This window comes from Aeromonas sp. s8 (assembly GCF_040907785.1).
Taxonomy (GTDB): domain Bacteria; phylum Pseudomonadota; class Gammaproteobacteria; order Enterobacterales; family Aeromonadaceae; genus Aeromonas; species Aeromonas veronii.
This window is the reverse complement of the sequence record NZ_JBFOCL010000047.1, coordinates 248,784-261,679: the sequence shown is the minus strand read 5'-3', so window position 1 is coordinate 261,679 and position 12,896 is coordinate 248,784. Positions and strand designations below refer to the sequence as shown.

The following is a 12,896-nucleotide window of genomic DNA, read 5'->3' as shown; positions in this document are numbered from 1 at the left end:
TAAAACTGAGGGCAATATGCCCCCAAGGACAGTTATGTAATCTGTAAATCAGGCCACTTGCAGGCTGCTGTCAATCTGCTGGCCGAGGGCGCCGCTCAAGCCAATGACGGCCTCAACGATGCGTTGACTGGTTCTGCCATCCCCATAGGGGTTGTTGGCATGGCTCATCACCTGGTAGGCCAGCTCGTCATCCAGCAGGCGAACGGTTTCTGCAACGATAGTCTCGTCACAGGTCCCCACCAGACGAACTGTTCCGGCCTTGACTGCAGCAGGACGCTCTGTGGTGTCTCGCATGCACAGCACCGGTTTGCCCAGGGTGGGCGCCTCTTCCTGAATACCGCCAGAGTCGGTCAGGATCAGGTAGCTCTGCTTCATCAGATAGACGAACGGCAGGTAATCTTGCGGCTCGATCAGATGCACATTGTCGAGCCCCTTGAGGTTGCGGTTGACCGGCTCTTGTACGTTGGGGTTGAGGTGAACCGGATAGACGATTTGCACATCATCCCGCTGGGCCAGCACGGAGAGCGCCTTGCAGATCCGCTCAAAGCCATCGCCGTGATTCTCGCGGCGATGACCGGTGACCAGGATCAGCTTCTTGCTCTTGTCGAGGAAAGGGAAGCGCGCGGCCAGTTCAGCCTTCATGCCAAGGTTTTTATCAATGCGTTGGGAAACCTCAATCAAGGCGTCGATCACCGAGTTACCGGTGACGAAGATGGTCTCCGGTGCGATGTTCTCCATGATGAGGTTTTTCAGCGAGCTGATAGTCGGGGTGTAGTGTTGATCGGCGATGCCGCCAGTCAAACGACGCATCCCCTCTTCCGGCCAGGGAGAGTAGATGTTGCCGGTGCGCAGCCCTGCTTCAACATGGCCAACTGCGATACGGTGGTAGTAGGCGGCCAGTGTCGCCGCAAACGACGTAGCCGTGTCACCATGCACCAGAATGCGGTCCGGTTTGAACTCGGCAAAAACGGGTTTGAGCCCCTGCAAGATGGCGGTCGTGACATCGGTCAGATCCTGGCCCGGCTTCATGATGTTGAGATCATATTCCGGCTCAATTTCGAACAGGTTGAGAACCTGATCCAGCATCTCCCGGTGTTGCCCGGTAACACAAACCCTGACGTCAACCTTGCGATTGGCCTGGAAAGCCTTGACGATAGGGGCCATCTTGATGGCTTCCGGTCTGGTACCAAAAACGATCAATACTCGCTGCGCCTTAATTGGCATAATAATCACTCCCGTGTGAGCTAATTGGTTTTATCTATCCGAAATTAACTAATAAAGACTGAGTTCACTGTTGAGCTGTGTCAGCCTGTGTTGCCAGGTGTGTTGGGCCAGCACGATTTCCATCGCGTTTTGACCCAATTCGTCTCTTAGTCGAACATTATTTTGTAATTGTTCACACCATTCGCGCGCCGCAGCACCATCCTGCACTGCGACAATGCTCTTGCCAAAAATGTTATCCATGGCGATCGAAGGCGTACTGATAATAGGGCAGCCAGCAGCGGCCAATTCAAACACCCGACGGGATAGCATTGTTGAAGATTGACTAATCGTATTGAAGTTTAAGTATATTTGATATTGCTGATATGCCTTGGCAACCGACATTTGAGTGATCGCAGGTTTACAGTAAGGTTGTAGTTGCTCAGGATAGCTGCAGCCATTTCCTTTCTGCCAAAACCGGTCAAAAATAATCAGATTCTTATCTCGCAATGCCAGAAGAATATCCTCCTGAACCCTGCTTCGCTCAGCCAGCTCGTTACCATAATAGCCACCCAGAAATGCGACCTCCTGACCCCGCACTCCCTTCTCTGCAGGTTGATACCAGCGTGGCTGGGCAGCAAACATCAGCACACCGACATGCTGAAAACGCTGATGGGGGAGCGCATGATAGCGCTCCAGTGAGCCGGAGTCCGTGGTGTAGACTACATCAAACAACGCGGCCGCATCAGCAAAGCGTTCGAAGTGAAACGGATCTTCTTTGTTCCAGAAAATTGTTGTGATTTTCCGTTTTTGGCAGAATTCCAGCAACCTCCGCAGCTCTGGTTTATTGGGCGAACTATGGGCATAACTGGCTATTTTCCCTTTCCAGCTATCCTTATAACCACGCCAGGCTGACTCGACAAATAAAAAGTCAGGTTTGTAAAATCTTAACTTCCATTGCCAATCTATCGGTGTTATTTGAATTAAATCTGCGTCTGGAGCCAAACTGAATGTAGTAAACTGGTCGGCCACTAAAGCAATACATGGTCGTTTATTATTGCCCAAAGAAATTGATCCACATATATAATCCAGTAAAAATCATAACCACCTATTATCTACATAGCGTGGAATATGAACAGCACACTGGTTTTTATCAAAAAACCAATAAATTTTTATAAAATAGTCACTTGGCTATATTCTGACAGGCAGACCTCATTCCTCAAGGTTATCTCTTTGGCAGATGATATTCTCATCTGCCAAGAATACAGATCTGACCTATCTTGCATCACCCTATCAATCCTGGTGTTCACGCAAGGTCGCCAGCCCCATAACAATCAGGCCATAGAAGAGGCAAAGCAGAACACCAATTGTGACCAGGTTATACAAGCGGCGTGGGTATTCGGCTTCTTCCGCCAAGGTTGGCTTCGTCACGACCAGCAGGTGTTTCAGCTTGCGATATGCCTCTACGCGAGCTTGCTCCAGACTGATAAGGCCCGTCTTGTAGAGATCAGCAGCCAGAGTGGCCTGGGTTTTCAGATCCATATATTGGGCAGTGATTTCGTTCATCGCCTCAGGCGCCACCTGATTGCTCGCATTTGTGCCATTTGTGGTCAATTTGGCCTTTTCCTGCAACAGTTGCTTGCCAAGGGCATTGATCCTTGCCTGTACCGATACCACCGCAGGGGCACTCTCTTTCATATAACTGTGCAACTGCTTGAGTTCTGCCTGCTGGCGAACAAGCTCGGCTTCAATTTCACTAACCACACCAAGACGTGCAGTGCTGGTCGATTCCGGGCTGATCAGCTGATGGCTATTTTGAAACGCCAGCACCCTGGCTTTCTCTGCCTGCAAGCGTTGATGAGAACGGTTGACCTCTTGCTCGACAAAGGCGAGCTGATCCATGGCGACCTGATGGCCCAGCTTGTTGATAAAGCCTTCCGCTTCTTTCAGCATCATGCTCACTACCTGCTGGCCATATACGGGATCAAAAGCCTGCAGTTCGATGGTTAATACCCCGGAGAGTTCATCAAGACGCAAGGTCAAGTGGTCACGGTAATATTCAAGAAACTCTTCGCGGGTCGCCTCCCCCGATAAACGGGAGAAGAAGTCGGCATTATGGCTTTGGTAGTGCGCTTTAAGCGCCAATTCGCGATCCAGCTTGGCCAACAGATCCCAGGAGCGAAGGTACTCTTGTACCAGCAATACGTCCTGATGATTGCTACCACCCAGCCCCAGCATAGACAGAGCATCGGGCAACATTTTGATTTGATCTGCCTGCTTGATAATAATGTCACTTCGGCTGACATAACGGTCTGAAGCAATCCCGCCAAAATAGATCGATGCCATGGTAAAGCAGGCTACAACCCACAAAAAGCTGCCCAGTTTCAGACTCTGTTGCCAAGACCTGTGGGCAATTTTATAACCGTTGGAATCAATGAAGAAACGCTTCGGCTCTTTGCCAAGTTTGCGAAGCTTCCGCACGAAGCGTGATGGCTTTTCTGTTCTGATAGGTTGTGTCATGTTTAATTGTGCTTATTATAGATTTTGATAAATACGGATCGCATCGTCGATATTGTCAAATACCTCCAATCGGCTATTTCGTAATAAAATACCCATATCACACTGCTGACGCAGGTTTTTCATATCGTGCGACACCATAATAAGGCTGGCAGTTTCACGTTTCTGGTTAAATACATCGATACACTTCTGCTTAAAACGCGCATCCCCCACCGAGGTGATTTCGTCAGTCAGATAGATATCGAAATCAAACGCCATGCTAACTGCAAAGGAAAATTTGGAACGCATACCACTGGAGTATCCCTTGATTGGCAGCTCGAAATGCTGACCTATTTCCGAGAACTCCTTGACCCACTCCTCAACAGCAGCCGTCTCGCGCACCCCATGAATGCGGCAAACAAAACGGGTATTTTCACGCCCCGTCATGCTGCCCTGAAAACCTCCCCCCAGTGCCAGTGGCCAGGATACCCGGCAATGCCGGCTCACCTTGCCTCGGTTGGGCATATCCATACCCCCGAGTAGCCGTAACAACGTTGACTTACCTGCCCCATTAACGCCCAGAATACCGATATTGCGATCTCGAGGCAGGGTGAGCGAGACATCGCGCAGCACATAGTTGCGACCAAATTTGGTCGGGTAATACTTGGTAACAGAGTCAAGAACAATCATCGAGTTTCACTTTAACTGGCGATAAGGCGGCGATGGCTCAACCGATAGCAACTCATGGCAAAGGTGAGCAGTATCAGGGTGACAGCGCCCAGATAGCTCGAGCTGACATAGGGGCTACTGTAGCCAGCAATCCAGCCACTGCGAATAAGCTCGAGGGCATGCACCAGCGGATTCCATAAAAACCAGTGCCGATATTGGGCTGGAATGGTGGCAAGCGAGAACATGACACATGAGATAAACATCAGCGGCATCATCAGCAGATTGAGGAATTTGTCGGCCTCTTGCACCAAATTACAGATCACGCAAAAGACAATACCGAGGGAAAACGAGAACACCATCAACAGCAGATAGACAAGGATAACCTGCAGCGGATCGGCAGGAATCGCATCAAAGCCCAGCCAGAGTAACCCCAGCACCAATATCCCCCCCACCATCATCCCGACCATGGTTTCGAGCATAAAACGGGCAATAAAGGTAGAAAATGGGGTGACCTGACGGTAACAGAACAACCCCATATTGGCGCTGACCGCAGATTGCAGCTTGCTAACCACATTTTTAAAAAAGATAAAAGGCAGATAACCAGCGGTGATAAAGAGTGGTGCAGGTGCTCCGCCAAATCCGCTATGCCCGCGCAAGCCGAAAATCAGGCTAAAGGCACCGATCATCAGTAGAGGATCCAGTAGTGCCCAGGCATACCCCAGGCGATAGCTGCCAAAACGGGTTTTCAACTCGCGGATAAGCAAGCCAAAAACGACATCGCGCAATACCTGCAAAGATGTGCGGGGCGTTTGATTGAGAATGGGTTTATGCATTGACGTACTTTATGGTGTGACAGGCTTGCCTGACGGCAAGCCTGTCTGGTGCGAAGGTTGAGGATTATTTAATCGCTACGTTAGCAGCCACTGCGATCTGATAGATGATTTGAGTTATATCTTTGACCGATTGCATGGTTTTGTTATCGACCTTGGGCAGCACCAGGATCTGATCTCCCGGCTGAACACTCCCCTGATCTTTAAACTCTACCAGCCCGTTGGCATGAACCACAGCAATCCGCTTGTCATTGGCTCGTTCAGTGAATCCACCGGCCCATGCCACATAGTCATCAAGGTTGGCTTTCTCGTTGTAGACCACGGCTTGCGGCATCAACACTTCCCCACCGACCTGGATAAGATCCGTTTTGTTGGGAATGACTATCTGATCGCCCTGTTCCAGCTGAATATTGGCAATGACGCCACGGTCGGCCACTACCACCTTGCCCAGCGGCTGGATCTTGCGCGCTTTCTCGACAAACTGCATTACCAGTTCAGCCTCTTTGGCTCGAATCGTGGCTTCCCCATCCGAACTTGCAGGAGCGGTGAACACACTACGTTCCAGTCGATTGAGCGACTCATCCAGCATCTCTTTTTGCCGCGCCGCCACACTCTTGCGCATCAGATAGATCGATTGGTAATCGGCAAGCTGAGGATCAATAGGGATGTGGTTGAGCAGGTCGTGCAACTTGGTCTGCTTGCGCACGGTAAAGTAAGAGGGACCCATATAGCTGCCCGAGACCTGCACATCATATACCTGTGCATGCATGTCATCGTTGAACAGCACTTTGTCACCATCTTTGAGCTGGATGTTGGCAAAGTCTTTATATGGCAGATAGACAGAGAAGGGGCCATTGGCACGATCGCCAATCACACCAACGTGACTCACTTTGGCCAACGGCAGCGCATAGTTGATGAGTTCCGCCCCCAGGGTGTTGCGCTGGGTCAATTCAAATCGGAATGGATTACGGACCTTGCCCGCCACATTGATCATCGGACCTTGCGGTTCCACCAGGATCACGTCCTGATCCTTGAAGGAGAGAATGGGCATTTTGCCCTGGCGCATAAATTCATAAAGGTCGACCTGCTGGATCACCCGATTCTGACGCAGCACCTTGATCTGGCGGTAGCTGCCCCGCTCGGAGTCAATCCCGCCAGCTCGTTTGAGGAAATAGAGCACGCTGTCTGACGATTGACCGGCATATTGACCAGGACGGATGACTGGGCCGGTGACATAAACACTAACAGGGGTCGTGGTAAGCAAATTGACGTAAACATTGACATTGTTGGTGAATACATCACCAATGCGGCTGGTTACCAGCCCGTTAACCTGACTGGCCGGCACATTTTTGACATTGATGGGGCCCACATCAGGGATGAAGATATTACCCTGATTATCCACCGTCACCACATTGGAAAAATTGACTGCTCCCCAAATCCAGATATTGAGTTTGTCGCCAGCGGCAATCAAGTAATTGTCATTCAAGCCATCACTGCGCTCGGTTTCATAGCCACCTGCAAACAGGTTGGCACCGTAAGGAGGAGGCAATCCAGCTTCTGCTTGCGGCAACAATTTGCGTACATCAGCCTCCCCTGGCAACAACATTCCTTGCCGGTTCTGTTGGGCAAAGGTGCCGGTGGTCGAGTCGGTATTGGCTTGGCCACCTTGTGCAGAATGCAACCCTTTGTTGTTTGCCAGTTGATAGCCAAATGTCTGACCATCTGATTGAGCCAGATTGGGGGCACTGGCAGAGAGTACGGGGAAAGATGCAGTGATCAACCACAACATCAAACTCAAACGGCTACTTTTAATCTTCAAAACCTAACCCTTTCGCGTTGTTACCTGGCAAACAGATTGCCCAAAGATGCCTGATCCAATTGAGGAACCTGGTACCACTGCTCAGCACTCTTGCAAGCTGCACTGCGTTGCTGGTGCCCTTGCTGCTGACTGTAAATCAGCTCGACACACTCACGCCCAAGCGCCGAGACATAACGCTTCCCGAGCGTAAATGTGGTGTCGTGATGGGTGAACGCCGAGCCCTGAGGCAGCGTATTGAGCGCCTGTTGTACAGCGCTTGGCATAACTGGCTGTGCATTCATATCAACCGGGTTAACCAAGGGACGAGATGCCTCGACCTGCTTGGGTTGGTATGCGCAGCCACCGATCTGAATGGCGAAGATGACCGCCAGGAACGGAGTGACATTGTTCATGTATCAAGATTTTCCATTAGTTCGTATTGCGAGATGCGCAATAGTGTTCCGTAAATGCTTGGCGGAAGCGAGCTTTTGAGGAAATGAAACAAGAGAGGCAATCGCATTTCGCTCAGTTAGACCGAGATGACGCTCTGATTGGCAAGTTGAATTTGCCGCATACGATGCCTGTGTACGGGAGGCTTGGCTTAACTTGCGGCAACGAGCGCGAAGAAAAGCAAAGAGCAAGCAACGAACCCATGGTTTCCATGAAAATATGCATGGCTACCGCACGACAATTGCCACTAACGTGAATAGACATAGCTACCGCACGGCAATGACACCTTCCCGGACAAAAAGCAGGCAAATTGAATGAGAAAAATAAAACGGGGGGTAACAGCGAGCAGCGCCGGTTAAAAAAACAGCGACATAGATTGCGTAGTAAATATCCAACCCGTGCATTAAGCGTCATTATGTGACGCAAATCATGCTTGTATTTATTTTCGGCGCATCCTATCAATCAGTTGCGACTGAGTCAAGACTCAATAAGCCCTCAGTACAGATGTGCATAACGCATCAAATTAACTCATTGTTATAAAAAGATTTATGTTCTTACACCCACATTGGTGACGGCTGAAAATGAATTATGTAATGATTTGTGACGATACATCATTTGGTTTAGAGAGTTCTTGTTTAGACTATTTATATATTATTTAATCCATTTTTGAGAGCCAGATCACTTGCAATAACAAAAGAAAAAATGTAGGTGCTTTTCATTGGGGAATGGTAACACCATGAATACCTTTCAGATATACAAGTTAATCAAATGGCTAGTTTAATGAAGTTAAACGCCTTAGTTAGACCTCAGGTCTTCACAAAACTAGGTTGCTCAATTAACGAACAAAAAGAGCACTACATCGAATATCCCCCCTACAGAAGAGAGATCACAACTAGACCATTAATTAGACAATATGTTTTTTTTTAGTTTTCTATCACGAATTGACAATGCTCTTGAACGTTGTCTATGCCTTAGATGTGTCCGATTGAATCGGTACCACAGGGTCACAACGACATAGGAGGGGGCATGGACGCTAACACTCTTTCAAGGATCGGCCTTCTGGCAGCACTGTTTACCAGCCCTGCAGCAATGGCCAATAACAATATTTTTACCCTGCAACTGGGCAAGGCGTTCAGCGACGAAAAGTTTGACATTAAAATCGCCGACGCCAAGTTCCACCACATGTTTTGGCGTTGGGGAGACTCAGGCTGCCAATTTGGGCTGGGGGTACGTGGCGGTACGCTCAAGGTAGAAGATGAAGAGACCGCCAGACTGGGGGGCGGCGCCCGTATCGAATGCCAATGGGGTAACTGGGTGACCTGGCTCCCCGGCGAAATGGTCTGGCTCGATCAGTACCAATTTGGCACTCGCGGCCACGGCTATAAGGATTACGGCGGCCCCTTCCAGTTCGCCCTGGGTATCGGCCTCGGTTACGCCATCACCAAGAATTGGCTGATCGGCTATCAGTATGAGCACATGTCCAACGCTAATATGTATGACAAGAATCCGGGGCTGGACAGCCATACCCTCCATATCGAGTACCGTTTTTAGCCAGATAGGCTTCGTCGTGACCATCTGAACACTCTCTGCAAAAAAGCCTTCACTTCCGTGAAGGCTTTCCGTTATGTAGTCCTCTGATAGCCGGGGTGACAGTGAGAAGATCACCATACTCAGAAAATTGATGGCGAGACGCTCTGCCGCTTCACCACATCATGGGGGCGGCAATCAGTCCTTTTTCGCCTTGTTGGCGAAGAAGATATCGGCCTGAATATCCTGGGTGCGCACCGTGAAGATCTGGTTGGTCAGATCTTCGGTCAGCGTTTCGGCCTCCTGCATCACCCGCAGATTGAAATCGTTGAGCATGCTGTTGGCGGCGGCCTTGTCGGTTTTGACCGTTTTCAGGTAGCTGGCTTCCATCTCTTTCTGCTCTTTGGCGATCTTCGCCTCCCAGCTCTGGTACGCCTGCTTCACCATGGGGGCCAATTTGGGGTAATCGGTCATCACCAGGGTCTGCAGCTTGCGATATTTCCAGTAGATGGAGTCGCTGTCGGCCTTGTCGCTACCCATGGCATAGTGGGCCGGATAGTCTTCCAGACTGCTGTAGTAGGGAACGAAGGCGGTCAAATCCGCCATGCCGAGGCCCACATAGGTCACCTCCCCCACCTCACGCGGCATCCAGGGGCGTACCTGCATCACGTGGGACTCGTAGGTGCGAAACACGCTGACGGGGCGCCACGGCTCCTGACCGTTCAACCCCTTGCTGTAGGGATCGTGCTCGGTCCCGTCATAGTGATTGCGCAGCACCGCCTTGACCTCCTCCAGCGTCATCTTCTTCTCGGGGGAGAGAGTGACTGGGAACTGGCGACCGGCATCAACCGCCTGCTTGAGCGAGGGGTTGAACATCTGCTGGATGGTCCAGACCCGCGGATCGTTATAGGTGCGATCCCGCTCGTCATCGCGGGTATAGGCTTTCGAGAAGTTGAACACCCCCTCCTTTTGCGGATGGTAGAGCCCCTTCTCGGTGGCAAATTCAATCAGATTTTTCGAGCCCATCATGTCGGCACTGGCCGGATCGTACTGCTGCAGGCGGCCCTGATTGCCGGTGGCAAAATAGTGATTTTTCGGCAGACGCTGCGCCATCCAGTGGTGGCCGGTGGCGGTCTCCAGATACCAGAGCTCGTTATCATCCACCACGGCGACGCCAAATCCCTCTCCCGCGCCTATGGTCTCGATGATGTTGCCAAGCAAGGCGATCGCCTCGCGGGCCGATGTAGATCGGGAGAGCAGCACATCGGGAATGTCATCCTCGGTGATCCCCTTGTCTTCCACATAGGGGTCAAAGGCAAGCGCTTCGGGTGAGGCAAAAATGGACTCGGTGCCGCTCACTCCTACTCCCTTCTCATTGAACCCGGTGGCGCCGTGCAGCTGGGTCTTCCAGTTCGGTACCGTGGTATAGCGCAGGGAGTTTTTCGGCAAGGGATAGCGGAAATCATTAGCACCGTTGTGAGCTTTGGAGCTGTGCATACCGCTCTGCCCCTGCTTGGCCGGATGGATCACGAAATGCTGGGCTTTCAGGGCATCGCTGTCGGCGCTGCGGGCCACCATCATGGAGCCATCGGCGCTGGCTTCACTGCCGACCAGCAAGGTGGTACAGGCGAACGCCGACGAGAAGAGAGCAAGGTTGATGGAGAGTGCGACGACGCACTTTTTGAAGGAATGCATGAGATCTCCTTGTTGCACAGAGTTGTTGCAAATAAGCGGTGGCGCGCCAGTCAACCTGCCGCTGTCACAAGGGATCTGCGCGGTGACACGGGCCGGACAATGCGGGCCATCAAACCGTAAACACGAAAAAGAGCAGTGCGGATAAACCGTGGAAACCAGAGAGGTAGCCAAGGCCCCCTGATAGGCGATCTGTGCGCATTTCTGATTTCCACTGTTCCGCTGGCGTGGCGATACTAGGCCCAATCAACTGACTTGAGTGTGACTGGCAGCCCAAAACACCAACAACAAAGACTCAATCGATGCAAAATGTTGATAAGTGTGACAAGTGCAGGATCCTTGGCGACATTCAGCCGTCAACACGAGGCACGCAAGGCGCATACAGAAGGGAAATAAAGAGATGAGGAGATATAACGCGCGGGATGGCGTGCTGACGCCATCCCGCGATTCAAGTCAGTAGGTCACTGTGCATCCGGCTGGTTGGCGGGGGCCGCCTTGATAAAGGCTTGCAACTGTTCGCAGTTGGCGACGATGCGGCGGATGGTGGGGTAATCGTCCAGGGTCATGTCGTAGCGGCGGGCATTGTAGACCTGAGGCACCAGCATGCAGTCAGCCAGGGTCACTTCGTTGCCGACGCAGTAGACACCGGCGGTGGTCATCAACAGCTGTTCGAGGGCGGTGAAGGTCTCGTCAATCCAGTAGCGATACCAGCGAGCCTCCTGCTCGTTGTTGGCCCTGAAGTGCTCTTCCAGATAGTTGAGCACCCGCAGATTGTTGAGCGGGTGAATATCACAGGCGATCATATTGACGATCTGGCGCACCCGGGCCCGCGCGTCGGGGGAAGAGGGCATCAGGGAGTAGGCGGGATAGGTCTCGTCAAGGTACTCCATGATGGCGACCGACTGACCGATCTGCACATCGCCATCCACCAGAAACGGCACCAGCCCTTGGGGGTTGATCCGGCGATAGGCCTTCTCGCTCTGCTCGCCTTGCCGCAAATTGATGGGATGCTGCTCGTAGGCGAGCCCCTTGAGCTGCAACACGATCCGCACCCGAAAACTTGCCGACGAACGCCAATAGCCAAACAACTGCAACATAATCTGTCCCTGCATCTTATCTGGGCCCGAAGCCCGGCAGGTGCTCGCCACCTGCCTCCTTGTGTATCCGGCACCGGTTGAGGGCTCGTCGTGATCCGGACATATCCCGAATATCCTTGCCGCCAACTGGCGCTGGCCATCAACCTCCCTGACCGCTCGCTGGCACCACCTGTTGAGAGATAGTGCCAAACAGGTTTTGGCCAGAGCGATCTTCCATCGCGATCGACACTCTATCACCAAACTGCAAATAGGGGGTTATAGCTTGATCACAATCAAGAATTTCCAGCATGCGGCGCTCGGCGATGCAGGATGAACCGGCGCTGCGATCGTAGTTGGAGACGGTGCCGGAGCCGATGATGCAGCCCGCACCAAGGGGGCGGGTCTTGGCTGCATGGGCAATCAGCTCGAAGAAGTTGAAGGTCATGTCCACCCCGGCTTCGGGCGCACCAAACAGGGCACCGTTGAGGTGAGTCAGAAGCGGCAGATGCACTTTGCCATCACGCCAGTCATCGCCGAGCTCATCCGGAGTGATGGCCACCGGCGAGAAGGCGCTGGACGGTTTGGACTGGAAGAAGCCAAAGCCCTTGGCGAGCTCCCCCGGGATCAGGTTGCGCAGGCTCACGTCGTTGACCAACATCAGCAATTTGACGTGACTGGCAGCCCCCTCCGCGCTCACCCCCATCGGCACGTCGTCGGTGATGATGGCCACCTCCGACTCGAAATCGATCCCCCACTCCTCCGAGCCCATCACAATCGGCCCACGGGGGGCCAAAAAGCTGTCGGAGCCCCCCTGATACATCAACGGATCGTGCCAGAAGCTCTCCGGCATCTCGGCGCCGCGCGCCTTGCGCACCAGCTCCACATGGTTGACGTAGGCGCTGCCATCGGCCCACTGGTAGGCACGCGGCAAGGGAGAGAGGCAAGACGCTTCATCAAAGGGGAACGCCTCGGGCACGCGGCCCTCATTAAGCTGCTGATAAACAGCCTCCAGCCTGGGGGCAACCTCGGCCCACTCGTCGAGAGCGGCCTGCAGGGTGGGAGCAATCTCGCTCACCCGTACTGCCCGGGCCAGATCCCGGCTCACTACCACCAAAGCGCCATCGCGCTTGCCATTGTTCAATGTTGCCAATTTCATAA

The 12,896-nt window shown here is 52.4% G+C and carries 11 protein-coding genes; 1 reads left to right on the top strand and 10 read right to left on the bottom strand.

Going from position 1 to position 12,896, the window contains the following annotated elements:
- Positions 1-48: 48 nt before the first annotated feature.
- The 7 genes from wecB to AB5Y86_RS17210 all read right to left on the bottom strand — a co-directional run bounded on the left by wecB (position 49) and on the right by AB5Y86_RS17210 (position 7,406).
- The gene (gene wecB / locus AB5Y86_RS17240; RefSeq protein ID WP_227342487.1) at positions 49-1,224 is read right to left on the bottom strand and encodes a non-hydrolyzing UDP-N-acetylglucosamine 2-epimerase; all 1,176 of its coding nucleotides are present in this window, start codon (positions 1,222-1,224) and stop codon (positions 49-51) included.
- A gap of 48 nt (positions 1,225-1,272) precedes the next feature.
- Complete coding sequence (locus AB5Y86_RS17235) at positions 1,273-2,265, bottom strand: glycosyltransferase (RefSeq protein ID WP_234923071.1); 993 nt, start codon at positions 2,263-2,265, stop codon at positions 1,273-1,275.
- Between the two features lie 228 nt (positions 2,266-2,493).
- Positions 2,494-3,720, bottom strand: a complete 1,227-nt coding sequence (locus tag AB5Y86_RS17230; protein ID WP_368193546.1) for a sugar transporter — start codon at positions 3,718-3,720, stop codon at positions 2,494-2,496.
- Positions 3,721-3,735: 15 nt separating this feature from the next.
- Positions 3,736-4,386: an ABC transporter ATP-binding protein gene (locus AB5Y86_RS17225; RefSeq protein WP_368193545.1), complete on the bottom strand. Its 651-nt coding sequence runs from the start codon at positions 4,384-4,386 to the stop codon at positions 3,736-3,738.
- Positions 4,387-4,397: 11 nt separating this feature from the next.
- Positions 4,398-5,198, bottom strand: a complete 801-nt coding sequence (locus AB5Y86_RS17220) for an ABC transporter permease (protein ID WP_236562324.1) — start codon at positions 5,196-5,198, stop codon at positions 4,398-4,400.
- A gap of 64 nt (positions 5,199-5,262) precedes the next feature.
- Complete coding sequence (locus tag AB5Y86_RS17215; protein WP_323968589.1) at positions 5,263-7,014, bottom strand: polysaccharide biosynthesis/export family protein; 1,752 nt, start codon at positions 7,012-7,014, stop codon at positions 5,263-5,265.
- A 20-nt stretch (positions 7,015-7,034) separates the two neighbouring features.
- Positions 7,035-7,406, bottom strand: coding sequence for a hypothetical protein (locus AB5Y86_RS17210; RefSeq protein ID WP_338455083.1), 372 nt, complete (start codon positions 7,404-7,406; stop codon positions 7,035-7,037).
- Positions 7,407-8,469: 1,063 nt separating this feature from the next.
- Between AB5Y86_RS17210 and AB5Y86_RS17205 the strand changes: the two genes are divergently transcribed.
- Entirely contained in the window at positions 8,470-8,994 is a 525-nt protein-coding gene (locus AB5Y86_RS17205; RefSeq protein WP_368193544.1) for an acyloxyacyl hydrolase, read from the top strand.
- Positions 8,995-9,168: 174 nt separating this feature from the next.
- Here the strand turns inward: AB5Y86_RS17205 and AB5Y86_RS17200 are convergent, their stop codons facing one another.
- The 3 genes from AB5Y86_RS17200 to AB5Y86_RS17190 all read right to left on the bottom strand — a co-directional run bounded on the left by AB5Y86_RS17200 (position 9,169) and on the right by AB5Y86_RS17190 (position 12,894).
- Positions 9,169-10,665, bottom strand: coding sequence for a C69 family dipeptidase (locus AB5Y86_RS17200; protein ID WP_368193543.1), 1,497 nt, complete (start codon positions 10,663-10,665; stop codon positions 9,169-9,171).
- A 458-nt stretch (positions 10,666-11,123) separates the two neighbouring features.
- Positions 11,124-11,759, bottom strand: coding sequence for a maleylacetoacetate isomerase (maiA, locus tag AB5Y86_RS17195; protein WP_005352879.1), 636 nt, complete (start codon positions 11,757-11,759; stop codon positions 11,124-11,126).
- Positions 11,760-11,898: 139 nt separating this feature from the next.
- A complete protein-coding gene (locus AB5Y86_RS17190; protein WP_368193540.1) occupies positions 11,899-12,894 on the bottom strand; it encodes a fumarylacetoacetate hydrolase family protein in 996 nt (331 codons plus the stop codon).
- Positions 12,895-12,896 lie beyond the last annotated feature (2 nt).